The organism is Mesorhizobium sp. M1307 (genome assembly GCF_040318155.1).
Lineage (GTDB): Bacteria > Pseudomonadota > Alphaproteobacteria > Rhizobiales > Rhizobiaceae > Mesorhizobium.
The window spans coordinates 124,406-148,009 of sequence record NZ_JAMYLR010000001.1 but is presented as its reverse complement, the minus strand read 5'-3'; the positions used below and the strand labels follow the sequence as shown (position 1 = coordinate 148,009).

Here is a 23,604-nt window from a genome sequence, read left to right as displayed (position 1 = left end):
CAAAGCCAAGGCGGTTTATAGCCTATGGCCAGCGGCGCGCGACGAAAATACCGGGGAGAACCAATCCAATCCCAAGCCGGTGCTTGCAGCCGCGGAGCCTCCCCCCTATAGCAGCGACTTGAGATGACCGACGTATCGTCCCTGCCGCTGTATCCCCACCGCCATCTTCTGGGCATCCGCGATCTTTCCCCTGCCGACATCGAGCTTCTGCTCGACCGGGCGGACAGGGCCGTTGCCATCTCGCGGCAGTCGGACAAGAAGACATCGACGCTGCGCGGCCGCACCCAGATCAATCTCTTCTACGAAGCCTCGACCCGTACGCAATCGTCATTCGAGCTGGCCGGCAAACGGCTCGGCGCCGACGTCATGAACATGTCCGTAGCGAGTTCGTCGGTGAAAAAGGGCGAGACGCTGATCGATACGGCGATGACGCTGAATGCCATGCGTCCCGACATATTGATCATCCGCCATCAATCGGCCGGCGCGGCAGCACTTCTTGCCCAAAAAGTCGGCTGTTCGGTGGTCAATGCCGGCGACGGCGCCCATGAGCACCCTACCCAGGCGCTGCTCGACGCACTGACCATCCGCCGCGTCAAGGGTCCGTTGTCGAAGCTGATCGTGGCGATCTGCGGCGACATCCTGCATTCGCGCGTGGCCCGCTCCAACATCATCCTGCTCAACGCGCTTGGTGCCCAGGTCAGGGTCGTCGCCCCTTCGACGCTTTTGCCCGCCGGCATCGAGAAAATGGGCGTCGTCGTCACCCGTTCCATGGCCGAGGGTCTGAAGGACGCCGACGTGGTGATGATGCTGCGCCTGCAGCGCGAACGCATGGAAGGCGCTTTCGTACCGTCGGTGCGCGAATATTTCCGCTATTTCGGCCTCGACGCGGAGAAGCTGAAGGCGGCCAAGGACGGTGCGCTGGTCATGCATCCCGGCCCGATGAACCGCGGCGTCGAGATCGCCTCCGAGATCGCCGACGGCCCGCAAAGCGTTATCCAGGAACAGGTTGAGATGGGCGTCGCCGTGCGCATGGCGGTAATGGAAGCGCTGCTCGACCCCCGTCGAAACCACGAGGGCCGCGCCTGATGAGCATAACGGTCTTCAGCCGGGCCCACATCGTCGACCCGTCGCGCGGCATCGATGAGGTCGGCACCGTCATCGTCGAAGGCCGCAAAATCGTTGCCGCCGGCAAGGCGGCTTTGAACCAGGGCGCGCCCGAAGGCGCCACCATCATCGACTGCGCCGGCAAGACTATCATCCCTGGATTGATCGACGCGCGCGTCTTCATCGGCGAACCCGGCGGCGAACACCGGGAGACCATTGCTTCGGCGAGCATCGCTGCGGCGGCCGGCGGCGTCACCTCAATCGTCATGATGCCCGATACCGACCCGGTGATCGACAATGTCGCACTGGTCGAGTTCGTGCTGCGCACCGCCAAGGACACCGCAATCGTCAACATCTTGCCGGCAGCAGCGATCACCAAGGGGCTGGAAGGCCGCGAGATGACCGAATTCGGCCTGCTGCGCGAGGCCGGCGCGGTCGCCTTCACCGATGGCCGGCATTCGATTGCCAGCGCGCTGGTGATGCGCCGCGCGCTGACCTATGCGCGCGATTTCGGTGGCGTCATCGCGCATGAAACCCAAGACGCCGACCTCGCTTCGGCCGGCGTGATGAACGAAGGCCTTTACGCAAGCTGGCTTGGCCTTGCCGGCATTCCGCGCGAAGCCGAATCGATCCCCCTGGAGCGCGATCTCGCGTTGGCTCGGCTGACCGGCGGCGCCTATCACGCTGCCAAGATTTCGACGGCTATGGCGGCAAGCGCGGTAGCACGCGCGAAAGCCGATGGCGCCAATGTCACATCAGGCGTGTCGATCCACAATCTGTCGCTCAACGAGAATGATGTAGGCGAGTACCGCACCTTCTTCCGGCTGACGCCGCCGCTGCGCGCGGAGGAAGACCGGCTGGCGATGATCGAAGCGATCAAGGACGGCACCATCGATCTCATCGTCTCCTCGCACGACCCGCAGGACGTCGACACCAAGCGCCTTCCCTTTGCCGATGCCGCGGCCGGCGCCATCGGCCTGGAAACGCTGCTAGGCGCAGCGCTGCGGCTCTATCACAATGGCGACGTGACGCTGCTCCGGCTGGTCGAGACACTGTCGACCGCGCCGGCAAGATTGTTCGGCCTGCCCGGCGGCACGCTGAAACCGGGGGCATTGGCCGACCTTTCGCTCGTCGATCTGGACGAGCCATGGGTCGTCAGCGAGAGCGGCATCCGCTCACGCTCGAAAAACACCTGTTTCGAAGGCGCTCGACTGCAAGGCAAGGTCTTGCAAACGATGGTGGCGGGCCGCACAGTGTTTTCGGCCTAGGACGAAAACAGGCGTCACGGCTTAAAATCCGCTCAGCCAAGGAAAGTTCGGGGGAACAATGGCTTACAGTCCCGTCTTGGCATTGGTGTTCGGCTATCTTCTCGGCTCGATCCCGTTTGGCCTGCTGATCACCCGTGCCGCCGGCCTCGGCGACGTGCGCAACATCGGCTCCGGCAACATCGGCGCCACCAATGTGCTACGCACCGGCAACAAGAGCTTGGCCGCGGCCACGCTTCTGCTCGACGCCCTTAAAGGCACCGCGGCGGTGCTGATCGCAGGCCGCTTTGCGCCCGAGCTCGGACTTTGGGCCGGCTTCGGCGCGTTTTTAGGTCATCTCTTTCCGGTCTGGCTCGGCTTCAAGGGGGGCAAGGGTGTCGCCACTTACCTTGGCGTGCTGATCGGCCTTGCCTGGCAGGCGGCGCTGATCTTCGCCGTCGTCTGGCTGGCGGTGGCTTTCCTGTTCCGCTACTCCTCGCTCGCGGCGCTGACGGCAGCAGTTGTGGTGCCCATGGCACTGTATTTCCTGAGCACGCCGCAGATTGCCGGGCTTTTCGCGGCGATGAGCCTAATCGTCATCGTAAAGCACCGCGGCAACATTGCGCGGCTGCTTGCCGGCACCGAGGGTAAGATCGGGGCCAAGGAGTGAGCGAGCCCGACGCCGGGCCGCGCCTCAGCGACCGGCAGCGGCTGAGCTGGCTTCGTCTGATCCGCACGCCGAATGTCGGCCCGGCTTCCTTTCGCGACCTGATCAACCGGTTCGGTTCGGCCGAAGCAGCGCTATCGATGCTGCCCGAGCTGATGATTTCGGGTGGCGCCAAAAAAATCGTCCGCATCCCGTCCATTGCCGAGACCGAGGCGGAGCTGGAGACCGCCCGGCGGGCTGGCGCCCGCTTCGTCGGCATCGGCGAAGCGGATTATCCGCCGCTGATGAAAAGCATGGATCATCCGCCGCCGCTGCTCGCGGTCAGGGGCAATAGCGCGGTGTTCCGCTTGCCAGCGGTCGCCATCGTCGGCGCTCGCAACGCATCGCTGGCCGGCATCAAGATGGCGCGGATGCTGGCGGCGGATCTCGGCCGCGACGGTTATGGCATCGTCTCCGGCCTGGCGCGCGGCATCGATACGGCCGCGCACCATGGCAGCCTTGCGACTGGCACAATCGGCGTGCTCGCCGGCGGCCTCGATTTGCCCTACCCGCCCGAAAATGCCGGCCTGTGCGACGAGATCGCCGAGCGCGGCGGCGCCATCATTTCCGAAATGCCGTTTGGCTGGCAGCCGCGCGCACAGGATTTTCCGCGCCGCAACCGGCTCGTCGCCGGTGCTGCATTGGGATTGGTGGTGGTCGAGGCCGCACAGCGCTCCGGCTCGCTGATCAGCGCCCGGCTTGCCGGCGAGATGGGCCGGCTGGTCTTTGCCGTTCCCGGTTCGCCGCTCGATCCACGCGCCGCCGGCGCCAATGGCCTGCTCAAGGACGGCGCAAGCCTTGTCACCGAGGCCGCCGATATCACCAGTGCGATCGCCCCGCTGGTCGGCGCCTGGGCCCCAAGGACATCGCCGCTTGAGGAGCCGCCCGACTTTTCGGCAACGCCGCCGCCGCGCGAGGACGACCGCGACCGCGTCGTCGAGGCGCTCGGCCCGACGCCGGTAGCAGTCGACGAGATCATCCGCCACACCGGCCTGCATCCCGCCCAGGTGTTCATGGTGCTGCTGGAGCTCGACCTAGCCGGACGGCTCGAGCGCCATGCTGGCGGCAATGTCTCGCTGGTGTTTGGAAATTCTTGAAATTTCTGCCGAGCGCGATGGCACACATTAACTTGGAGATTGGACAGGCCACGTCTTTGCTAGCCGCCATCTTTGTCAGGCTTGGTTACGAAGCTTCCTTTAGGCCGAACTCGACCTGCGCCAGCCTACCCGCACTGCGAACAAATCCAGCGAGTTGTCGCTGTATGCTGGGGGCGTCGCGCATGACGCGCACCCCATTCCATTCCGGCGTAAAAGTCATTCTGACGTAATCCGCAGTTGGCGATATTGAATCTGAGTTTCCAAAGTCCATCATCTTTTGCATAGAATCAAATATCTCTGTCGACAATTTGAACGCTTCCGAGATAGAGAACTCACGGGGGGCGAGTTCTCTTTCGTATCTTGGGGAAAGCCCGCGAGCATACCGCATGCCCAGCGCGATTGTGGAGTTGTCTGGCATTTTGACAGAGTCCCACTCGACATTTCCAGTGCGGTAAAATGTGGTTGCAAGGGGGAACAGAAGCACCAGATCGATAGGGATCGTACTACTCCAAATGGTGGTCACGGTTCGAACAATGTCCAGAACATGCTGCACCTCACGAAGCTCCATGCCATACCGATCGGATGCGATTACAAGGAAATCGGATGGGCTTTGTATTGGAGACCTGAGTTTCTTGACGTCTACGTCAGCTAGTAGGGTCTTAATGAACTCGTCCAGAGAGGGCCTTTCAAACACATAGGTTCTATCGAAGAATCTCTTTAGATAGCGGAACCCGTCAAAGTATTCGCCATACGCGCCCGAAATAGTGTGCTTGAGTTGCTCGCTGTTGTTAGCGAAAACGAAAACGACATTATCAACGTCGAACAGGTGTTTCACCCGCTCCAGAAGAGCGATCGCGTATGATGGTCGGCAACGGTCCAACTCGTCGATCAAGACGAACAATGGAAGCTTGACTTCCGAAAGAGCAACAAGGGCCGTTTCTAACTTGATACGAAAATCCAGGATTGCCTCGTTTTTCCGCTGAAAGATTTCGATTAGCTGTTCGGCGCTTTGATCGATTATACGTTCGATCTCGATTGAGGCAACTTCAGCTGCAGACGAGACAACATCATCTATCAGAGATCCCGCCTTTTCAGCTTTCACGATACCCTCTCTGGTCTCATCGGCTCCAGTAACGTGCTCAAGCAACGCATCCACGCTTTCGCCAGTGTATCGTTTGACTAGCGTCTTCGCCGCGCCTGCAACAACTCGTCCAATTATAGGAGTGGCGCTCTTGTTAACTGCGCTCCAAGTCACTGACGCTTTGTCGGACTTTTTCTTTGTGAACGGAGCAAGCGCAGCATCAATCGAAGTTAGTATAGCCACAAATGGATCATCCATATGATCATCCCGCCAAGCATTCACTGTTGCCACGAGGTGTCCAGATTTTTTTAATTGAGTGGCAAATCGGTCGACAAAGAACGATTTTCCAGCGCCCCACTGAGCGTCGATATCGATGACATACGACCCGGTCTTTCCTGCTGCTTGGCGTTCGGTAACTCGAGCTACCAAAAACTGCTGTAAGAATGATGCATCTTGTTTGCGGCCTAGCAGATCGTCGGCCCAAATTGCTTCAAGTTCTTCTTCATTTATCATATGTTCCCCCAACATTTCAGCGCGGACAATTGTCATCCGTGAGCAAGTGTGTCCAGCCAGAATCCCTGACCGGTGTTATTCTCGTCACCGCCTGCGGCCGCATCTGCATTGCATCGAAAGAAAAACAACGTCTCCACCGTGCTCGCCGGTGAAGGCTCGGCATCAAGGAAGTGACGACGGTCATTTGGCTCGTCTCCTTCATGCATCATGATTTGGGATACTTTGATGATAAGACATGCAGGCTCGAACCACTCCAAAACCCCTTCGGGCCAAAAGTGTTACCCATGTCTCCGGTATAAAATGTAACCTATGTGTCCAGAATAGACCATCGGATTTTGGTGAGCGCGATGGGATTCGAACCCATGACCTACTGATTAAAAGTCAGTTGCTCTACCGGCTGAGCTACGCGCTCCCGCGGGCTCAGAAAGGCCGCCCTCGAAATTGCGCGGAACATAGGGAGAGTGCCTCTGCCGGTCAACCAGAAAAAGACGGCTCGCACACCGGGCTTTCCAGCAGTGTCGTCATGCCTTGCGAAGCGCCTCGGCGTCGAGGGAACGGCCTCCCTCCCGCGCAAGGCCGAAGCTCGCGCTTTTGCGGGACAAGCACAAGCAACGAATCGGAAGAACCTTTGCGGATCAGCAACTTGGGATTTTTGGCGGAACAATTTGCGCAACCTGCCCGTTTCCCGCGATAAGGGACATGCGTTTCAAGGAGAAGACCATGAATAGGATCATGTCGGGCCTGCTGGCGACCACTCTTTCGATCTCATTCGCTGCCGCGGAGATCGTGCCAGTCAACGCTCAGCCCAGCTATGCGCCCCCGGCCCAGGGGCTCACCTCGAATATCCAGACCGTCCAGTACGAGCCGTGGCGGAGGCACCGGAATTTCAATCGCGATTTCTCGCGTCGCGATTTCCGTCGCAATTTTGCGCGTGACGACGGCATGTACTGGCGTGGCCATCGCGGCTATCGCGAATATCGTCGCGGCTATCGCCGTCACGGCGACTTCTGGTTCCCGCTGGCTGCGTTTGCTACCGGAGCGCTGATTACCGGCGCGATCGTCAACCAGAATCGTGTCTATCGTGGCGATGCCCACGTGCAGTGGTGCTATGACCGTTATCGGAGCTATCGCGCTTCTGACAACACTTACCAGCCCAATTACGGTCCGCGCCGGCAGTGCCGGTCGCCTTACTGAGTCCCAGATTAGAGGCTGCAAGCCCGCGCCCGAAACGGCGCGGGTTTTTCATTAGTGCGAATCCCGGGCATCGGGGCATCCCTGCCTATTGCGTACTTAGCGTCCTGCGCACAGCGTGGCGCCAACCGGCCAGCTTGGCCGCACGTGTCGAAGCATCCATGTCCGGCTTGAACCGGCGCTCGAGCGCCCAACTCCTGGCGAATTCCCGCGCCTTCGGCCAGACACCGGCCTTCGAGCCGGCCAGCCATGCCGCACCAAGCGCGGTCGTCTCGAGAATTGTCGGCCGGTCTACCGGCGCATCGAGAATGTCGGCCAGCCGCTGCATGGTCCAGTCCGACGCCACCATGCCGCCATCGACCCTGAGGACGGTCTTGGCCGAGGCGGCCTTCCAGTCCTTGCGCATGGCGTCAAGCAGGTCGCGTGTTTGGAACGCAACGGATTCCAGTGCCGCGCGGGCAAATTCCGCCGGCCCCGAATTGCGGGTCAGCCCGAAGATGGCGCCGCGCGCCTCGGCATCCCAGTGCGGTGCGCCGAGCCCGACGAAAGCCGGCACCAGATAGACGTTCTGCGTTGGATCGGCTTCCGCCGCCAATTTGCCGCTCTGCTCGGCCTTGCCGATCACTTTGATGCCGTCCCGCAGCCATTGCACGGCGGCGCCGGCGATAAAGATCGAGCCCTCCAGCGCATAGGTGGTCTTGCCGTTCAGCCTGTAGGCGATGGTGGTCAAAAGCCGGTTCCTAGAACGCACCAGATCGCTTCCGGTGTTGAGCAGCGCGAAGCAACCGGTGCCGTAGGTGGATTTCATCATGCCCGGTTCGAAACAGGCCTGGCCGATCGCCGCCGCATGCTGGTCGCCGGCCACACCGAGGATTCTGATCTCTGCACCAAACAGGCTTTTGTCGGTGATTCCAAAATCATCGGCACAATCCTTCACCTGCGGCAGCATTCTTGCAGGTATGCCGAAAATGGCCAGCAGCTCGTCGTCCCAAGCGTTTTGTTCGATGTTGTAGACCAGTGTGCGTGAGGCATTGGTGGCGTCAGTGGCGTGGACCCTGCCGCCAGTCAGGCGCCAAATCAGGAAACTGTCGATGGTGCCAGCCAGCAGTTCGCCCTTCTCGGCGCGTTTTCTGGCGCCCTTCACCTTGTCCAGCATCCAGGCGATCTTGGTGCCGGAGAAATAGGGATCGAGCAGCAGGCCGGTCTTTTTCGTGAATTTCTTCTCCAGCCCCAGCTTCTTCAGTTTCTGGCATAGCGGCGCGGTGCGGCGGTCCTGCCAGACAATCGCGTTGTGGATCGGCTTGCCGGTCTCCTTGTCCCAGATGACGACGGTTTCGCGCTGGTTGGTGATGCCGATCGCGGCGACTTCCGCTGCGTTGCGGCCGGCTGTCTTCAGCGCGGCGTTCACCGTTTCCACGACGCTTGCCCATATCTCCTCGGGATTGTGCTCGACCCAGCCGGAGGCCGGATAATATTGGGTGAATTCCTTTTGCCCGCTGCCGACGACCATCATCTTGTCGTCGAACAGGATCGCCCGGCTCGATGTCGTCCCCTGGTCGATTGCAAGGATATATCCGGTCATTCTCTCTCCCGTCGAAGCGACTTCAAGGTGCAACGATGTCTCGACGCCGGATGGCGCGGAGCCGTTCACGCAAACAGGGGAGACGGCAACATGCCGCCTCCCCTGAGCATGGCGATGCGGGCGCGGACGCCCGCATCAAACGGTCCTATTGCTGCCAGCTCTTCACCAGCTCGTCGTAGTTGATGGTGACCGGCTTTTCCTTCTCGTTCTCGATCTTGAGCTGAGGAGCGAGATTGCCCTTCTTGACCGCGTCCGCATTCCAGTAGGCGAGGTCATGCTCTTCGGCCATCTTCGGGCCAATATCGCCCTGGACGCCCGACTTCTCGATGCGGCTCATCACCTTTTCCTGCTCGGCGCAGAGCGAGTCCATTGCTTCTTGCGCGCTCTTGGCGCCCGACGAAGCATCGCCGATCGCCTGCCACCAGAGCTGTGCCAGCTTCGGATAGTCCGGCACGTTGGTGCCGGTCGGCGACCACTGGACGCGTGCCGGCGAGCGGTAGAACTCGATCAAGCCGCCGAGCTTTGGCGCACGTTCGGTGAAGCTCTTGTCGTGGATCGTGCTCTCGCGGATGAAGGTCAGGCCGACATGGCTCTTCTTCACATCGACCGTCTTCGAGGTGACGAACTGCGCGTAGAGCCAGGCGGCCTTGGCGCGGTCGGTCGGCGTCGACTTCATCAGCGTCCAGGAACCGACGTCCTGATAGCCGAGCTTCATGCCGTCCTTCCAGTAGACGCCATGCGGCGACGGCGCCATGCGCCACTTCGGCGTGCCGTCGTCGTTCAGCACCGCCTTGGCGCTGGCGTCGACCATGCTGGCGGTGAAGGCGGTGTACCAGAAGATCTGCTGGGCAACCGCGCCCTGCGCCGGAACTGGCCCCGATTCGGAGAAGGTCATGCCTTGGGCTTCCGCCGGTGCATAGGCCTTCAGCCAATCGAGGTACTTCTGGATGGCATAGACGGAAGCCGGACCATTGGTGTCGCCGCCGCGCGCCGTGCAGGAACCGACCGGACGCGAATTCTCGTCGACCTTGATGCCCCATTCGTCGACGGGCAGACCGTTCGGAATGCCCTTGTCGCCATTGCCGGCCATCGACAGCCAGGCGTCGGTGAACCGCCAGCCGAGCGAGGGGTCCTTCTTGCCATAGTCCATATGGCCGTAGACCTTCTTGCCGTCGATCTCACGCCCGGTGAAGAACGCTGCAATGTCCTCATAGGCCGACCAGTTCACCGGCACGCCAAGGTCGTAGCCGTATTTGGCCTTGAAGTCCGCCTTGTTCTTCTCGTCGTTGAACCAGTCGTAACGGAACCAGTAGAGGTTGGCGAACTGCTGGTCGGGAAGTTGGTAGAGTTTCTTGTCGGGCGCGGTGGTGAACGAAGTGCCGATGAAATCCTTCAGGTCGAGATTCGGGTTGGTGACATCCTTGCCGTCGCCTGCCATCCAGTCGGTCAGGTTGCGCACCTGCTGGTAGCGCCAGTGCGTGCCGATCAGATCGGAATCGTTGACCCAGCCGTCATAGAGGTTCTGGCCGGTCTGCATCTGGGTCTGGATCTTCTCGACGACGTCGCCTTCCTGGATGACGTCATGCGTAACCTTGATGCCGGTGATGGCCGTAAAGGCCGGCGCCAGCACCTGCGATTCATACTGATGCGTGGCGATGGTTTCGGAAACCACCTTGATATCCATGCCGGCGAAAGGTTTCGCGGCATCGATGAACCATTGCATCTCGGCTTCCTGGTCGGCGCGCGAAAGCGTCGAAAGGGGCCCGATTTCCTTATCGAGGAAGGCCTTGGCCTCGTCCATTCCGGCATAGGCATTGCTTGCCCCGAGCAATAGGACAAGCGCAGTTGTTGATGTCAAGAATTGCCGTCGCATGTATTTCCTCCACTGTTAAAGTTCAAAGTGCGATCTGGATCGGCGGCCGGCACGCCGCCGTTCCAACAGTTTCCCCCTCTATACGTAGCGGAACACGCCGACGGCGTAGACCACGGAGAGAGCGAGAGCCCACCACAGATTGGGTCCGACTAGACCCAGCCAAGCGAGATGGATAAAGGCGCTGCCAAGCAGCGACAGGAACAGGCGGTCGCCACGCGTCGTTTCGAACCGCAGCACGCCGACGCGCGGATTGCCGCCCGGCGAGACGTATTCCCACACCGCCATGCCGCAAAGCAGCAGAAAGATGGTTCCAAAGAAGGCCGCGGTCGGCCACGTCCAAGCCATCCACGAAAAATCGAGGTTGGACGAGAGGTTAAATCCCCACAGGCGGATATTAGCCGGATCGCTGAAGCCTACCGTTATTGCCACGAAATCGATTTGAAGTGCCACCCAGGCCACGACGACTATGGCGAGAAGCAGCACGGCCCACCACCATGGGCTTCTGTCGACCTGCTCCATCATACCCTCCCCAGGGCAAAGCCCTTGGCGATGTAGTTGCGCACAAACCAGATGACGAGCGCGCCAGGAATCAGCGTCAGCACGCCGGCTGCGGCGAGCAGCCCCCAATCCATGCCGGCGGCCGAAACGGTGCGGGTCATGGTCGCGGCGATCGGCTTGGCATCGGTTGTCGTCAGCGTACGGGCGATCAAGAGCTCCACCCACGAGAACATGAAGCAGAAGAAGCACGCCACGCCGATGCCGCTCGCAATCAGCGGCATGAAGATCTTGATGAAGAAGCGCGGGAACGAATAGCCGTCGATATAGGCGGTCTCGTCGATCTCCTTGGGTACGCCCGACATGAAGCCTTCGAGGATCCACACCGCCAGCGGCACGTTGAACAGGCAATGCGCCAGAGCCACGGCGATGTGGGTGTCGATAAGGCCGAAGGCCGAATAAAGCTGGAAGAATGGCAGCGCGAACACCGCCGGCGGCGCCATGCGGTTGGTCAGCAGCCAGAAGAACAGATGCTTGTCGCCGAGGAAGCGATAGCGCGAAAAGGCATAGGCAGCAGGCAGTGCCGCAGCCACCGAAATCACCATGTTCATAACCACATAGGTGATCGAGTTGATGTAGCCCGAATACCAGGACGCGTCGGTGAAGATGGTGCGGTAATTCGCCAATGTCGGTGCGTGCGGGTAGAGCGTCAGCGACGAGACGATCTCGCCATTGGTCTTGAAGCTCATATTGATGAGCCAGTAGATCGGCAAAAGCAGAACGATGATGTAGAGCGTCGGCACGATCCACCACCAACGCGACTCCTCGCCGCGACGGCGCATCAGCCGTGCGATCTCGTCCTGCCGTAGCGTGCTGGCGAGCCCTTCCGAAGCTGTCGTCTCGCTCACCCTATCGGCTCTCTCTTCGGTGCGGCTCATCTCAGCGCTCCGCGTCGTAATTGGTCATCACGGTGTAGAACACCCATGACAACAACAGGACGATAAGGAAGTAGACCAGCGACATCGCCGCCGCCGGGCCGAGGTCGAACTGGCCGAGCGCGGTCTTGACGAGATCGATCGAAAGAAAGGTCGTCGAGTTGCCGGGTCCGCCGCCGGTCACCACGAACGGTTCGGTGTAGATCATGAAGCTATCCATAAAGCGCAGCAGCACGGCGATCAGCAGCACGCGGTTCATCTTCGGCAGCTGGATGTAACGGAACACCGCCCAGCGCGAGGCACCGTCGATCTTGGCCGCCTGATAAAAGGCATCCGGGATCGAGACCAGGCCGGCGTAGCAGAGCAGAACGACGAGGCTGGTCCAATGCCAGACGTCCATGATGATGACCGTGACCCAGGCGTCATATGGGTCTTGCACATAATTATAGTCGATGCCGAGCGCGTTGACGTAATAGCCGAGCAGGCCAATGTCGTTGCGCCCGAACACCTGCCAGATGGTGCCGACGACGTTCCACGGGATCAGCAGCGGCAACGCCATCAAAACAAGGCAAACAGGCACGCCCCAACCCTTCTTCGGCATATTGAGCGCAATGAAGATGCCGAGCGGCACTTCGATCGCCAGGATGATGAAGGAGAAGACAAGGTTGCGGATCATCGCCTGCCAGAAGCGGCTGGAGGAAAGCAGTTCCTCGAACCATTCCGTGCCGGCCCAGAAGAAGACGTTATTGCCGAAAGTGTCCTGCACCGAATAATTGACGACCGTCATCAGCGGTATGACCGCCGAGAACGCCACCAGCAGCAGCACCGGCAGCACCAGGAACCAGGCTCTGTTGTTCCAGGTCTTTTCCACTTCAGGCTCCCATCTCGACGCGCCAGGAATCGGCATAGATGTTGATGCCGGCCGGGTCGAACCGCACCTTCGGATCAGCCGGAACTGTCTCGTCCTCGCCGATGACGGCGGCGATCTCGCGTCCTTCGAGATTGGCACGGACCACCTTATGGCGGCCGACGTCCTCGACCTTGCTGACCCGGACGGCCATGCCCTGGCTGCCCAGGCGCACATATTCGGGACGGATGCCGAGCTCGATGGCGCCGCCGCCCGCCTTGGGCACGCCCGGCAGTTCGATCTGCTGCGAGCCCAGCTTCGCTGTCTTGCCGTCGATCGCCACCGGCATGACATTCATGCCGGGCGAGCCGATGAAATAGCCGACAAAAGTGTGGCGCGGGCGCTCGAACAGCTCCGCCGGTGTGCCGATCTGCACGATTTCGCCGTCATACATGACGACCACCCTGTCGGCGAAGGTCAAGGCCTCGGTCTGGTCGTGCGTGACGTAGACCATGGTGTAACCGAAGCGGCGGTGAAGCTGCTTCAACTGCGAGCGCAGCACCCATTTCATATGCGGGTCGATGACGGTCAAAGGCTCGTCGAACAGGATGGCATTGACGTCGGAGCGCACCAGCCCGCGTCCGAGCGAGATTTTCTGCTTCTGGTCGGCGGTCAGTCCGCGCGCCTTTCGTTTGGCCATATCGGCCAGCCCGGTCATCTCCAGCGTCTCGCGCACCTTACGGTCGACGTCGGCCTCCGGCACGCCGCGATTGCGCAGCGGGAACGCCAGATTGTCGTAGACGGTCATCGTGTCGTAGATCACCGGGAACTGGAAGACCTGGGCAATGTTGCGCTCTTGGGTCGACAGATTGGTCACGTCCCTGCCGTTGAACAGCAGCTGGCCGTGCGAGGGATGCAGCAATCCCGAAATGATGTTGAGCAGCGTGGTCTTGCCGCAGCCGGATGGGCCGAGCAGCGCATAAGCGCCGCCATCCTCGAAGGTGTGGTGCACTTCCTTCAGCGCGAAATCGGCATCCGTGCGCGGGTTCTGCAGATAGGAGTGGCGGATATGATTGACGTCGATGCGCGCCATCGCTTCCTCCTAAGCCGCCAGCTTCGGCGCGGCCATCGCGCGGCCGTGCTCGTCGAAGACCATGATGTGGCGCGGGTCGATGAACACCTCGACCTCCTCGTCCGGCTCGAAGTCGCGAATGCCGTGGGTCAGCATGACCCAGCGCGCATCGGCAAAATCGAGATGGATGAAGCTTTCCGATCCGGTGATCTCGGTGATCGTCACCTTTGCGCGCACCGGCACTGCGGCGGCGTTGGGCCGATCGAGGGACAGATGATGCGGCTGGAAGCCGATCGTATAGATCGCATCGGCGACGCCGAAGAGTTCCGCCGGCACCGGCAATTTCACGCCGCCCTCGAGCAGGAAATCCAGGCCCTTCTTGGCAAGCACGATGGTGTTGAGCGGCGGATCGGCGAAGGTTCTCGCCGTCACCAGATCGACCGGTTTGCGGAACACTTCGATGGTCGGCCCGAACTGGGTGATGCTGCCCTCGGAAAGCGTTGCCGTGTTGCCGCCGAGCAGCAAGGCCTCGTGCGGCTCGGTCGTGGCATAAACAAAGATTGTACCGGCGGCCGCGAAGACTTTCGGCAGTTCCGCGCGTAATTCTTCACGCAGCTTATAGTCGAGATTGGCGAGCGGCTCGTCGAGCAGCACGAGGCTGGCATTCTTGACGATGGCGCGGGCCAGCGCGGTGCGCTGCTGCTGGCCGCCCGACAGACTGAGAGGCGTCCGGTCGAGATAGGGCGTTAGTTTGAGAAGGGCGGCAACATTGCGCACCTCCCTGTCGATCGTTGCCTGATCCGTGCCGGCCACCCGCAGCGGTGAGGCGATGTTTTCGTAGACCGTCATCGCCGGATAATTGATGAATTGCTGGTAGACCATGGCGACGTTGCGCTTTTGCACCGGCATGCCGGTGACATCCTTGCCATCAAACCAGACCGAGCCCGAGGTCGGCACGTCGAGGCCCGCCATCAGCCGCATCAGGCTGGTCTTGCCGGAGAGCGTCGGCCCGAGCAGGACGTTGAGCGAGCCGTGCTGAAGCGTCAGCGAGACGTCGCGGATATGTTCCGCCGCACCCACCGTCTTCGTCACGTTTCTCAGTTCAAGCATGATGCCTCCTCCCAGGCTTTCTGCATCAGTCGGCCGTTCCTATTCGGCAGCCGCTACGTGCTGCCGGCTTATTCCGCGCATGAACTCGTCGAGCACTGCCGCCTGCTCACGGCTGAGACGCAGGCCGCGCTTGGTCCGGCGCCACAATACATCCTCGGCAGTCATCGCCCATTCGTTTTCGACGAGGTAGCGCACCTCGGCTTCGTAGAGATCGGCGCCAAAGTTGCGGCCAAGATCGACGTTCGACTTGGCGAGGCCCAGCAGCTTCCTTGCGCGGGTGCCGTAGAGCCGGGTTAACCGGCGGGCCAGCCGGGCGTCGAGGAACGGGTACGCCGTTTTCAGTTTCGCCACCTCGGCATCGAAGCCGGTGACGGGAAAGTCACCGCCGGGCAGCGGCGCGTTTGCCGTCCATGGTTTGCCGCGCTTGCCGAGAAAACCCTCGATCTTCTCAAGCATCGATTCCGACAATCGGCGGTAGGTCGTGATCTTGCCGCCAAAGGCGTTGACAATCGGGGCGGCACCCTCGCCTCCATCGGCCTTCAGCACATAGTCTCGGGTGGCTTCCTGCGCCTTTGAGGCGCCATCGTCGTAGAGCGGTCGCACCGCGGAATAGGTCCAGACGATATCCGACGGCTTGACCGGCTGCGCGAAATATTCGCTTGCCGCAGCGCAGAGATAGTCGATCTCGGCGTCATTGATCCTGACGTTGTGCGGATCGCCGGGATAGTCACGGTCGGTGGTGCCGATGAGCGTGAACTCGTCCTCGTAAGGGATGGCGAAAATGATGCGCCCGTCCTTGTTCTGAAAGAAATAGGCGCGTGGGTCGTCGAATTTCTTGCCCACGACGATGTGGCTGCCTTGTACGAGGCGGACATTGTGCACGTCGTTCAAGCCGACGGTGGCCGACAGCACCTGATCGACCCACGGGCCGGCGGCATTGACCAGCAGCCGCGCCTTGACCTCCTCGGTATCGCCGGTCCGCACATTTTCAAGCCTGACCGTCCAGAGATTGCCTTCGCGGCGTGCGCTGACGACCTTTGTTCGGGTTCGAATGGTTGCGCCGCGCTCGGCAGCGTCGCGGGCGTTCAACACAACCAGCCGGGCATCGTTGACCCAACCGTCCGAATATTCGAACGCCTTTCGAAACAGCGGCTTCAGCGGCTTGCCGGCCGGATCCTTGGCCATGTCCAGCGTTTTCGTCGGCGGCAGCAATTTGCGCCCGCCAATATGGTCGTAGAGGAAAAGCCCGAGCCGGATCAGCCAGGCCGGACGCAGTCCCTTGGCGTATGGCAGCACGAAGCGCATCGGCCAGATGATGTGCGGCGCGTTCCTCCACAGGACCTCGCGTTCCATCAGCGCTTCGCGCACCAGACGGAATTCGTAGAATTCGAGATAGCGCAAGCCGCCGTGGATCAGTTTGGTCGAGCCGGAAGAGGTCCCGCTGGCCAGATCGTTCATCTCGGCAAGAAAAACCGAAAAGCCACGTCCAACGGCATCGCGGGCGATGCCGCAGCCATTGATGCCGCCACCGATGACGAAAATGTCATGAATCGGTGATGCGCTCAAAGAATCCTCCCTCGACTTCGCATTGCAGCATTTTTGGGTTCTTGCGAAACCGTAGCGGAATTATTTCGAAATGATAACGAATGTCAAACGAAATATGATGAGCGGAAGATGCCGCTACGGCATCTCTAGGAGAGCGACGTTTCGATCAGCTGAACTTCTGCCTCCTGGCAGATCTTACGCACCGACGGGATGTCGCAACGATCGGTGATAAAGGTGTTGACCTGCGACAGATGGCCGATGCGGACGGGCGCGGTGCGCTCGAATTTGGTCTGGTCCGACACCAGGATCACATGTCGGGCGTTGGCGATGATCGCCTGAGCCACCTTCACCTCGCGAAAATCGAAGTCGAGCAGTGCGCCGTCATGGTCGATGGCCGAGGCGCCGATCACCGCAAAATCGACCTTGAACTGCCTGATGAAATCGACCGCGGCCTCGCCGACCACACCGCCGTCGGAACCGCGCACGACACCGCCGGCGATCACCACCTCGATCGAAGGATATATGCGCATCCTGTTGGCAACATTGATGTTATTGGTGATGACCATCAGGCCGCTGTGATCGAGCAGCGACTTGCTGACAGCTTCCGTCGTTGTCCCGATATTGATGAACAGAGACGCGTTATCGGGGATCAGCCGGGCTGCTGCGCGGCCGATCGCCTCCTTCTCCTCGGCGGCGATCTTGCGCCGAGCCTCATATTCCATGTTCTCGATGCCGGAGGGGAACAATGCCCCGCCATGGATGCGGGACAAAAGCCGCTGGTCGCAGAGATCGTTGAGATCCTTGCGGATCGTCTGCGGCGTCACGTTGAAATGCGTCGCCAGTTCCTCGACCAGTACGCGGCCATGGTCCTTGGCCATCTGGATGATTTCGGAATGACGCGGCGACAGATACATCTAGCAACCTCTCATTTTCGTTTTTCTCGTCTATAGCTGAAAACGAAAGCCATGAACAGGTATGGGCCGGCTAATGAAAATCGGGCGACTGCAGCGAGAAAAGCTCCGGCGCAATCTCGACGAGGCTATCAACTCAGCCCCCGCGCGATCTCAGTGATGACCTCGAAAGCAGTATCGACGTCCGCCGCAGTCGTTTCGAACTGCCCGACCTGAAAGCGGATCGCCACCTGCCCGTCCACCCGGGTCTGCGTCAGGTAAATGCGGCCGTCATCGTTGATCGCGCTGACCAACCGCAAATTGTGCTCGTCAGAGTCGATGGCCGCAGCCGCGAGATGGCGGAATGAGAATAGCGACAGCATCGGTTCCGTGACGATCTCGAAATCCGGTTCCCGAGCCAGCCGCGCGGCGAGGCTCTCGCTCCAGGCGACATGGTTGCGGATCATGTTCCGCAGATTTTCCAACCCATGCGCACGCAGCAGGAACCAAAGTTTCAGAGCGCGGAACCTCCGTCCGAGCGGCACCGACCATTCGGAGTAGTTGATGACCCCGTCGCGGCCATGCGTTTTCAGGAATTCGGGCTTGATCGCCAGCGTGCGGACCAGGTCTTCCGGCTGGCGGATGAACTGCATCGAGCAATCGAACTGTGCCCCCAACCATTTATGCGGGTTGAAGACGATGGAATCGGCATTTTCGGCGCCGGCCCAGAAATGCCGGAACTCGTGGCAGATCATGGCGGAGCCGGCCCATGCGGCATCAACATGCAGGTAGAGCCCGTGCCGCTTCGCCACCTCGGCAACAGCCGCCACATTGTCGGTGCCGCCGGTACTTGTGCCGCCGACGCTGGCGATGATGCCCGCCGGCAGCATGCCGTTTTCGCGGTCGGTAACGATCGCGGCTTCCAGAGCCGCCGTCTGCATGGCGCGGAAGCGTCCGGCGACCGGAATGCGCACGAGGTTCGCCTCGCCGATGCCCGACACCCAGATCGCCCGGTCGATAGAAGTATGGACTTGGTCGGAAGAATAGATCCGCACGACCGGCTGCCCTTGCAAGCCGTTCTTGTTGCCTTGCCAGTCGAGCGCGCGCTCGCGCATGGTCAGTACGGCGGCAAGCGTCGCCGATGAAGCCGAATCCTGCATGACGCCGGAAAATCCCTCCGGCAAACCAAGCGCCTGCCGCATCCAATCGACGACCCGCGTCTCGAGCTCGGTTGCCGCCGGCGAGGTCTGCCAGAGCATGCATTGCGCGGCCATCGCGGAAACCAGATACTCGGCCACGACGGAGACCGGTGCCGCATTGGCCGGGAAATAGGCGAAGAAACGCGGATGCTGCCAGTGCGTCATGCCAGGCAGGATCTTTTGTTCGAAATCGGCGAAGATTGCCTGCATCGTTTCACCGTCTTCCGGCGGCGCGGCATCGACGCTTTTGAAGATTTCGCCCGGCTCGACAAGCGGCCGCACCGGTCTCTCGCGAAGGCTGTTTCTGTAGTCGACGCCCCATTCAGCCGCTCGCAGCGACCACTCGCGGAATTCGTTGCTATTCATCTTCTTCGCCTCCGTGGCGCCTCATCGAGCCGCGATCAAAGAGCACGAAAAACGAAGGTTTTCATTCGGGAAAATCAGGCAGACTGGCAAAGGCGGTCTTCAGCGCGTTCGACCAGCTATCCGAGATCGTACGATAATATTGATCGTCCTGGGTTATTCGCTTTTTGAGCCCGACCTTGAAAGTGTCCTTTTCATAGAACAGCAGGTCGAGCGGCAGGCCGACCGACAGGTTCGACTTCAGCGTCGAGTCGAACGACACCAGCAGCAATTTCACCGTCTCGGCGAAACTCATCGTCCTTTCATAAGCGCGGATAATGATCGGCTTGCCGTATTTGGTCTCACCAATCTGGAAGAACGGCGTGTCGTCGGTGGATTCGATGAAATTGCCTTCCGGATAGATCATGAACAGGCGCGGCGGACTGCCCTTGATCTGACCGCCGAGGATGAAGGAGGCGTTGAAGTAGGAATCCGCCTTTTCGCCAGCCGGCGACGAACTGGCGATGACCTCCTTGACGGTGTCTCCGACCAACCGGACTGTCTGGTACATGGAGGGCGTTTCGAGCAGCGTGGCACGACGCTCCGCCACTGCCTTGGTGCGTTCGTCGAGCAGGCTGACCACGGCCTGCGTCGTCGCCAGATTGCCGGCCGACATCAAAACGATGACGCGCTCGCCCGGCTCTTCCCAGACATGCATCTTCCTGAAGGTCGAGATCGAATCCATGCCGGCGTTGGTGCGCGTGTCCGACATGAACACGAGCCCGCGATCGATCTTCAGGCCGACGCAATAGGTCATCGAATCTCTTTGGCAATAATCTTGCCGGGGATTACTGCTCCACGGTGACAGTGACCGCAAGCTGTTCTTCCGCCTGTCCCAGCCGAATTCCAGATACCGGCGTGGCGTCGCGATAATCGCGGCCGGTCGCCACCTTCACATAACGCTCGTCCGGAGAAATGCCGTTGGCGACATCGAAGGCGACCCAGCCGAGGCCCGAGACATGCGCCTCGGCCCAGGCGTGGCTTGCCGCCTGCTCGATGGCCGCATCCATCATCAGGTAGCCGCTGATATAGCGGGCCGGAAAATCCATGGCACGCGCCGCGGCAACGAAGATGTGGCTGTGGTCCTGGCAAACGCCGGTCTTGAGCGCCAGGGCCTCTTCGGCCGGCGTCGTCACGTTGGTGGTGTCCGGCGTATAAGCGACGCGCTCGCCGATCACCGCCATCAACCGGTGCAGCCTTTCGATGTCGGTACCCTTGCCGACCGAGGCAGCAAGCTCGCGAATGCCGCTGCCGATCGTCGTCAGCGGCGTTTCCTGGCCGAACAGCCAGAGCGGCGCGAAACCCTGGTGCGGTCCGCAGACGCCAGCGGTGTCGCGCGTCACCACTTCGCCGGCTGCTTCGACGGTGATGAAGTCGCGCTCGCCCTCGACGCTCAACAGCCGGGTATCATTGCCGAAATGGTCGGTGAAGCGCACTTCCTCGCGTGCGCCTTCGATCTCCAGCCCCCAGGACAGTACCGTCTGGGTGCGCCCGTTCACCGGGAGCAGCCGCAAACGCTGCAACAAATAATGCACCGGCGCATCGTAGCGGTATTCCGTCCGGTGGGTGATCTTCAGCCGCATCGCTCTCGTCCCTGGAGCATGAGCTTTTCCGAAAACCGGTCTCCGCTTTTTGGGGTCATGCTCAATAGAACCTGTAATCCTGCGCGATCTCGTCGCCGAGCCTGGTGTTGTCGCGGATGAAATTGGCCAGAAATTCGTGCAGGCCGGCGTCGAAAATATCCTTGATCGACCCGGCGGTCAGCATGGCCTGGGTCTTGGCAGCCGTCGCATGACAGGCGTGGCGCTCCCCATAGTCGTCACCCAGGAATTTGAGATGCTCCGTCAGGAAGCGGTAGCAAAAGGTCAGCGAGCGCGGCATGCGGACGTTGAGGATCAGATAATCGGCGATGTTGCTCGGCTTGTAGTCGGCATCATAGACCCAGCGATAGGAACGGTGCGCCGACACCGAGCGCAGGATCGATTCCCACTGGTAGTTGTCGAGCGTCGAGCCGACCCAGGAGATCGACGGCAACAGCACGTAGTATTTCACATCCAGGATGCGCGCGGTGTTGTCGGCGCGTTCGACATACGTGCCGAGCTGCGAAAAATCGAAAATCTCGTTGCGCAGCATCGTGCCGTAGAACGAGCCGCGGATCAGCGCCGTCTCGCGTTTGATTGCGTCGAGCGCGTTGGGCAGGTCGCGCTCGTCGATCGGCTTGGCCAGCAGCCGCTTCAGCGACATCCAGGCTTCGTTGATGCTTTCCCAGGTTTCACGCGTCAATGCCGTGCGCACCATGCGGGCATTGTTACGGGCCGTTTCGATAGACGACATCGTGCTCGACGGGTTCGATGTGTCGCGCAGCAGATAGTCGGCGACATTGGCGGCGGTGTAGTCGGAATATTTCTGCGTGAAGCTGGCGTCTGAACCGGCGCTGAGCAGCACCGAATTCCACTCCTCCGAAGCGTTCTGGGTACGAGTCAGCGCCATGCGCAAGCCGGCATCCACCAGCCGCGCCATGTTTTCCGCCCGCTCGATATAGCGGTTCATCCAGTAGAGCCCGTTGGCGGTGCGGCCGAGAAGCATGTCAGGCGGTCCTGTGGTGAATAGTGAATGCTGAATGGTGAATGGTGACTGTCCAGATTCTAGGGCACGATGCCGCGCGTTTCACTTCAGGGCATTTCACCAACATTAACGACGCATATCCTTATCTATTCACTATTCACTATTCACTACTCGCTACTTCCACTCTAATCATCCAACACCCACGTATCCTTCGTGCCCCCGCCTTGCGAGGAATTGACGACCAGCGAGCCTTCCTTGAGCGCTACTCGGGTCAGCCCGCCGGGCACGATCTGGATACGGTCGGAAACCAGCACATAGGGGCGCAGATCGACATGGCGCGGCGCCAGCCCCTTGTCCGTCAGGATCGGGCAGGTCGACAGCGCCAGCGTCGGTTGAGCAATGTAGTTCGACGGTTTTGCCGCGAGCTTTTTGGAAAAATCCTCGCACTCCTTCTTGGTCGCCGCCGGACCGACCAGCATGCCGTAACCGCCGGACCCGTGGACCTCTTTGATAACCAATTCATCGATGTGCTCGAGCACGTATTTCAGGCTGTCCGGCTCCGAGCAGCGCCAGGTCGGGATGTTGCCGAGCATCGCCTTGCGGCCGGTGTAGAATTCGACGATCTCGGGCATGTACGAATAGATCGCCTTGTCGTCGGCGATGCCGGTTCCCGGCGCATTGGCGATCGTGATGTTGCCGGCGCGGTAGACGTCCATAATGCCCGGCACGCCAAGTGCCGAGTCGGGGCGGAAGGTCAGCGGATCGAGGAACGAGTCGTCGACACGCCGGTAAAGCACGTCGATCTGCTTGTAGCCCTCGGTGGTGCGCATCGCGACATGGCCATCGACGACGCGCAGATCCTGCCCCTCGACAAGCTGCACGCCCATCTGGTCGGCAAGGAAAGCATGTTCGAAATACGCCGAGTTGAAGCTACCCGGCGTCAGCACGGCAATGGTCGGCGCGCCCTTGGTGCTTTGCGGCCGCACTGCCGCCAGCGACTGGCGCAAGAGCTGCGGGTAATTCTCAACCGGCCGCACCTTGATCTGCTGGAACAGCTCGGGAAAGAGCTGCATCATCGTCTCGCGGTTCTCCAGCATGTAGGAGACGCCGGACGGCGTGCGCGCGTTGTCCTCCAGCACGTAGAACTCGTTCTCGCTAATGCGTACGATGTCGACGCCGATGATGTGGGTATAGACGCCGGCCGGCGGCCGCACCCCGATCATCTCGGGCAGGAACGCCTCGTTCTTGGCGATCAACTCCTTCGGCACCCGGCCGGCGCGCAAGATCTCCTGGCGATGGTAGATGTCGTCGAGAAAGGCGTTCAGCGCCTGGACGCGCTGCTCGATGCCTTGCGTCAGCCGTCGCCATTCATTGCCCGAAATGATGCGCGGAACGATATCGAAGGGTATCAGCCGCTCCGATGCTTCCTGCTCGCCGTAGACGGCGAAAGTGATGCCTGTCTTGCGAAAGACGCGTTCGGCGTCCTGCATCTTCTCGGTAAGTCTGGCCGGGTCCTGTTCCTTCAGCCAGCGATCGTAAGCCGAATACGGTTTTCTCAGCCCGGAAACTTCCGGAAGCATTTCATCGAACGCTGCCAATCGCATACTCCCCTGTGGCGCCATTTCACTGGCCTCGCTGGAGAAAATCAAGCGCAATCGGTGATTTGTTGGGCGCCGGCGATCAGTATATCGCACTTGCCTAAAATTAAGGCAGCACCAATAGGGCCTTGATCAGGCTTTGCCTGGTGTCCGGGCAGATGCCGGATGGGGATCAAAACGCGCGAAAGGTGACGACCGTGAACGTGTCCTTGATGCCGGGAAGAATCTGCACTTTCTCGTTGACGAAGTGGCCGATGTCTTCCTCGTCGTCGACATAGAATTTGGCGAGCAGGTCGTAGTTTCCGGCTGTCGAGTAGATTTCCGAAGCAATCTCGGCATCGGCCAGGGCGCTGGCAACGTCGTAGGCCTTGCCCAGATCGCACTTTATCTGCACGAAAAATGCCTTCATTGCCTGGTCCTGCTCACATCGCACGCTCTAGGTATAATCGAGCGGCCCTTGTGGCAGACTGCCGTTCGCCTTTCAAGCATCGGCAATCGCTCAGGCTGTTCTCGCCTCGACAATGCATCTCGGTCTGGACACGGACTGCCACGCCG

The 23,604-nt window shown here is 60.6% G+C and carries 21 protein-coding genes, 1 tRNA gene and 1 pseudogene; 6 read left to right on the top strand and 17 right to left on the bottom strand.

The genetic code is table 11. The annotated features are described in order from the left end of the window. The first annotated feature begins 123 nt into the window (after nucleotides 1-123). From NKH16_RS00675 to dprA, 4 genes are read left to right on the top strand one after another with little or no spacing between them, the layout of a single operon-like run. Nucleotides 124-1,086, top strand: coding sequence for an aspartate carbamoyltransferase catalytic subunit (locus NKH16_RS00675; protein WP_352742666.1), 963 nt, complete (start codon nucleotides 124-126; stop codon nucleotides 1,084-1,086). Then, nucleotides 1,086-2,372 carry a dihydroorotase gene (locus NKH16_RS00670; RefSeq protein ID WP_352742664.1) on the top strand — a complete coding sequence of 429 codons (1,287 nt, stop codon included), beginning with the start codon at nucleotides 1,086-1,088 and terminating at the stop codon, nucleotides 2,370-2,372. The genes NKH16_RS00675 and NKH16_RS00670 overlap by 1 nt, the downstream gene beginning before the upstream one ends. Nucleotides 2,373-2,430: 58 nt before the next feature. After that, nucleotides 2,431-3,018: a glycerol-3-phosphate 1-O-acyltransferase PlsY gene (gene plsY / locus NKH16_RS00665; RefSeq protein WP_352448789.1), complete on the top strand. Its 588-nt coding sequence runs from the start codon at nucleotides 2,431-2,433 to the stop codon at nucleotides 3,016-3,018. Next, nucleotides 3,015-4,151: a DNA-processing protein DprA gene (gene dprA / locus NKH16_RS00660; protein ID WP_352742662.1), complete on the top strand. Its 1,137-nt coding sequence runs from the start codon at nucleotides 3,015-3,017 to the stop codon at nucleotides 4,149-4,151. The genes plsY and dprA overlap by 4 nt, the downstream gene beginning before the upstream one ends. 85 nt (nucleotides 4,152-4,236) lie before the next feature. On the opposite strand, the gene NKH16_RS00655 is transcribed toward dprA, so the two are convergent. Beyond that, nucleotides 4,237-5,745 carry a KAP family P-loop NTPase fold protein gene (locus NKH16_RS00655; protein ID WP_352897942.1) on the bottom strand — a complete coding sequence of 503 codons (1,509 nt, stop codon included), beginning with the start codon at nucleotides 5,743-5,745 and terminating at the stop codon, nucleotides 4,237-4,239. Between the two features lie 77 nt (nucleotides 5,746-5,822). On the opposite strand from NKH16_RS00655, the pseudogene NKH16_RS34970 reads away from it, so the two are divergent. Continuing rightward, nucleotides 5,823-6,044: pseudogene (locus NKH16_RS34970) on the top strand (IS481 family transposase); the annotation flags it as partial. Between the two features lie 37 nt (nucleotides 6,045-6,081). Here NKH16_RS34970 and NKH16_RS00650 read toward each other — a convergent pair. Next, a tRNA-Lys gene (locus tag NKH16_RS00650) sits at nucleotides 6,082-6,157 on the bottom strand. Nucleotides 6,158-6,465: 308 nt separating this feature from the next. Here NKH16_RS00650 and NKH16_RS00645 point away from each other — a divergent pair. Continuing rightward, complete coding sequence (locus NKH16_RS00645) at nucleotides 6,466-6,939, top strand: BA14K family protein (RefSeq protein WP_352744256.1); 474 nt, start codon at nucleotides 6,466-6,468, stop codon at nucleotides 6,937-6,939. A gap of 85 nt (nucleotides 6,940-7,024) precedes the next feature. Here NKH16_RS00645 and glpK read toward each other — a convergent pair whose 3' ends face one another. From glpK to NKH16_RS00570, 15 genes are all read right to left on the bottom strand, one after another. After that, nucleotides 7,025-8,518, bottom strand: a complete 1,494-nt coding sequence (glpK, locus tag NKH16_RS00640) for a glycerol kinase GlpK (RefSeq protein ID WP_352742658.1) — start codon at nucleotides 8,516-8,518, stop codon at nucleotides 7,025-7,027. A 145-nt stretch (nucleotides 8,519-8,663) separates the two neighbouring features. After that, nucleotides 8,664-10,391 carry an ABC transporter substrate-binding protein gene (locus NKH16_RS00635; protein WP_352682868.1) on the bottom strand — a complete coding sequence of 576 codons (1,728 nt, stop codon included), beginning with the start codon at nucleotides 10,389-10,391 and terminating at the stop codon, nucleotides 8,664-8,666. Between the two features lie 78 nt (nucleotides 10,392-10,469). Continuing rightward, a complete protein-coding gene (locus NKH16_RS00630; RefSeq protein ID WP_031193610.1) occupies nucleotides 10,470-10,736 on the bottom strand; it encodes a DUF2160 domain-containing protein in 267 nt (88 codons plus the stop codon). A 173-nt stretch (nucleotides 10,737-10,909) separates the two neighbouring features. After that, nucleotides 10,910-11,824, bottom strand: a complete 915-nt coding sequence (locus NKH16_RS00625) for a carbohydrate ABC transporter permease (protein ID WP_352448784.1) — start codon at nucleotides 11,822-11,824, stop codon at nucleotides 10,910-10,912. A gap of 1 nt (nucleotide 11,825) precedes the next feature. Then, on the bottom strand, nucleotides 11,826-12,692 hold the full coding sequence (locus NKH16_RS00620; protein ID WP_023674893.1) for a carbohydrate ABC transporter permease: 867 nt from the start codon (nucleotides 12,690-12,692) through the stop codon (nucleotides 11,826-11,828). A 1-nt stretch (nucleotide 12,693) separates the two neighbouring features. Beyond that, nucleotides 12,694-13,761 (bottom strand): ABC transporter ATP-binding protein, encoded by a 1,068-nt coding sequence (locus NKH16_RS00615; protein WP_352455722.1) that lies wholly within the window; start codon nucleotides 13,759-13,761, stop codon nucleotides 12,694-12,696. 9 nt (nucleotides 13,762-13,770) lie between these two features. After that, nucleotides 13,771-14,850, bottom strand: a complete 1,080-nt coding sequence (locus NKH16_RS00610; RefSeq protein ID WP_352897939.1) for an ABC transporter ATP-binding protein — start codon at nucleotides 14,848-14,850, stop codon at nucleotides 13,771-13,773. A gap of 39 nt (nucleotides 14,851-14,889) precedes the next feature. Beyond that, the gene (gene glpD / locus NKH16_RS00605; protein ID WP_023674890.1) at nucleotides 14,890-16,416 is read right to left on the bottom strand and encodes a glycerol-3-phosphate dehydrogenase; all 1,527 of its coding nucleotides are present in this window, start codon (nucleotides 16,414-16,416) and stop codon (nucleotides 14,890-14,892) included. Nucleotides 16,417-16,541: 125 nt separating this feature from the next. Then, nucleotides 16,542-17,309: a DeoR/GlpR family DNA-binding transcription regulator gene (locus tag NKH16_RS00600; RefSeq protein WP_023674889.1), complete on the bottom strand. Its 768-nt coding sequence runs from the start codon at nucleotides 17,307-17,309 to the stop codon at nucleotides 16,542-16,544. Between the two features lie 128 nt (nucleotides 17,310-17,437). Further along, nucleotides 17,438-18,850, bottom strand: coding sequence for a pyridoxal phosphate-dependent decarboxylase family protein (locus tag NKH16_RS00595; RefSeq protein WP_352742653.1), 1,413 nt, complete (start codon nucleotides 18,848-18,850; stop codon nucleotides 17,438-17,440). A 61-nt stretch (nucleotides 18,851-18,911) separates the two neighbouring features. Beyond that, complete coding sequence (locus tag NKH16_RS00590; RefSeq protein WP_352742651.1) at nucleotides 18,912-19,643, bottom strand: proteasome-type protease; 732 nt, start codon at nucleotides 19,641-19,643, stop codon at nucleotides 18,912-18,914. 31 nt (nucleotides 19,644-19,674) lie between these two features. After that, the gene (locus NKH16_RS00585; protein WP_352897934.1) at nucleotides 19,675-20,469 is read right to left on the bottom strand and encodes a transglutaminase family protein; all 795 of its coding nucleotides are present in this window, start codon (nucleotides 20,467-20,469) and stop codon (nucleotides 19,675-19,677) included. A gap of 61 nt (nucleotides 20,470-20,530) precedes the next feature. Then, nucleotides 20,531-21,472: an alpha-E domain-containing protein gene (locus tag NKH16_RS00580; protein ID WP_352897932.1), complete on the bottom strand. Its 942-nt coding sequence runs from the start codon at nucleotides 21,470-21,472 to the stop codon at nucleotides 20,531-20,533. A 164-nt stretch (nucleotides 21,473-21,636) separates the two neighbouring features. Beyond that, nucleotides 21,637-23,049 carry a circularly permuted type 2 ATP-grasp protein gene (locus NKH16_RS00575; protein ID WP_352448777.1) on the bottom strand — a complete coding sequence of 471 codons (1,413 nt, stop codon included), beginning with the start codon at nucleotides 23,047-23,049 and terminating at the stop codon, nucleotides 21,637-21,639. Nucleotides 23,050-23,221: 172 nt separating this feature from the next. Then, complete coding sequence (locus tag NKH16_RS00570) at nucleotides 23,222-23,458, bottom strand: Lrp/AsnC ligand binding domain-containing protein (RefSeq protein ID WP_023674883.1); 237 nt, start codon at nucleotides 23,456-23,458, stop codon at nucleotides 23,222-23,224. Nucleotides 23,459-23,604: the final 146 nt, after the last annotated feature.

Coding starts and splice junctions, on each gene's coding strand:
- NKH16_RS00675 (WP_352742666.1), top strand. CDS start 124: ATGACCGACGTATCGTCCCTGCCGCTGTATCCCCACCGCCATCTTCTG.
- NKH16_RS00670 (WP_352742664.1), top strand. CDS start 1,086: ATGAGCATAACGGTCTTCAGCCGGGCCCACATCGTCGACCCGTCGCGC.
- plsY (WP_352448789.1), top strand. CDS start 2,431: ATGGCTTACAGTCCCGTCTTGGCATTGGTGTTCGGCTATCTTCTCGGC.
- NKH16_RS00655 (WP_352897942.1), bottom strand. CDS start 5,745: ATGATAAATGAAGAAGAACTTGAAGCAATTTGGGCCGACGATCTGCTA.
- NKH16_RS00645 (WP_352744256.1), top strand. CDS start 6,466: ATGAATAGGATCATGTCGGGCCTGCTGGCGACCACTCTTTCGATCTCA.
- glpK (WP_352742658.1), bottom strand. CDS start 8,518: ATGACCGGATATATCCTTGCAATCGACCAGGGGACGACATCGAGCCGG.
- NKH16_RS00635 (WP_352682868.1), bottom strand. CDS start 10,391: ATGCGACGGCAATTCTTGACATCAACAACTGCGCTTGTCCTATTGCTC.
- NKH16_RS00630 (WP_031193610.1), bottom strand. CDS start 10,736: ATGGCTTGGACGTGGCCGACCGCGGCCTTCTTTGGAACCATCTTTCTG.
- NKH16_RS00625 (WP_352448784.1), bottom strand. CDS start 11,824: ATGAGCCGCACCGAAGAGAGAGCCGATAGGGTGAGCGAGACGACAGCT.
- NKH16_RS00615 (WP_352455722.1), bottom strand. CDS start 13,761: ATGGCGCGCATCGACGTCAATCATATCCGCCACTCCTATCTGCAGAAC.
- NKH16_RS00610 (WP_352897939.1), bottom strand. CDS start 14,850: ATGCTTGAACTGAGAAACGTGACGAAGACGGTGGGTGCGGCGGAACAT.
- NKH16_RS00600 (WP_023674889.1), bottom strand. CDS start 17,309: ATGTATCTGTCGCCGCGTCATTCCGAAATCATCCAGATGGCCAAGGAC.
- NKH16_RS00595 (WP_352742653.1), bottom strand. CDS start 18,850: ATGAATAGCAACGAATTCCGCGAGTGGTCGCTGCGAGCGGCTGAATGG.
- NKH16_RS00590 (WP_352742651.1), bottom strand. CDS start 19,643: ATGACCTATTGCGTCGGCCTGAAGATCGATCGCGGGCTCGTGTTCATG.
- NKH16_RS00585 (WP_352897934.1), bottom strand. CDS start 20,469: ATGCGGCTGAAGATCACCCACCGGACGGAATACCGCTACGATGCGCCG.
- NKH16_RS00580 (WP_352897932.1), bottom strand. CDS start 21,472: ATGCTTCTCGGCCGCACCGCCAACGGGCTCTACTGGATGAACCGCTAT.
- NKH16_RS00570 (WP_023674883.1), bottom strand. CDS start 23,458: ATGAAGGCATTTTTCGTGCAGATAAAGTGCGATCTGGGCAAGGCCTAC.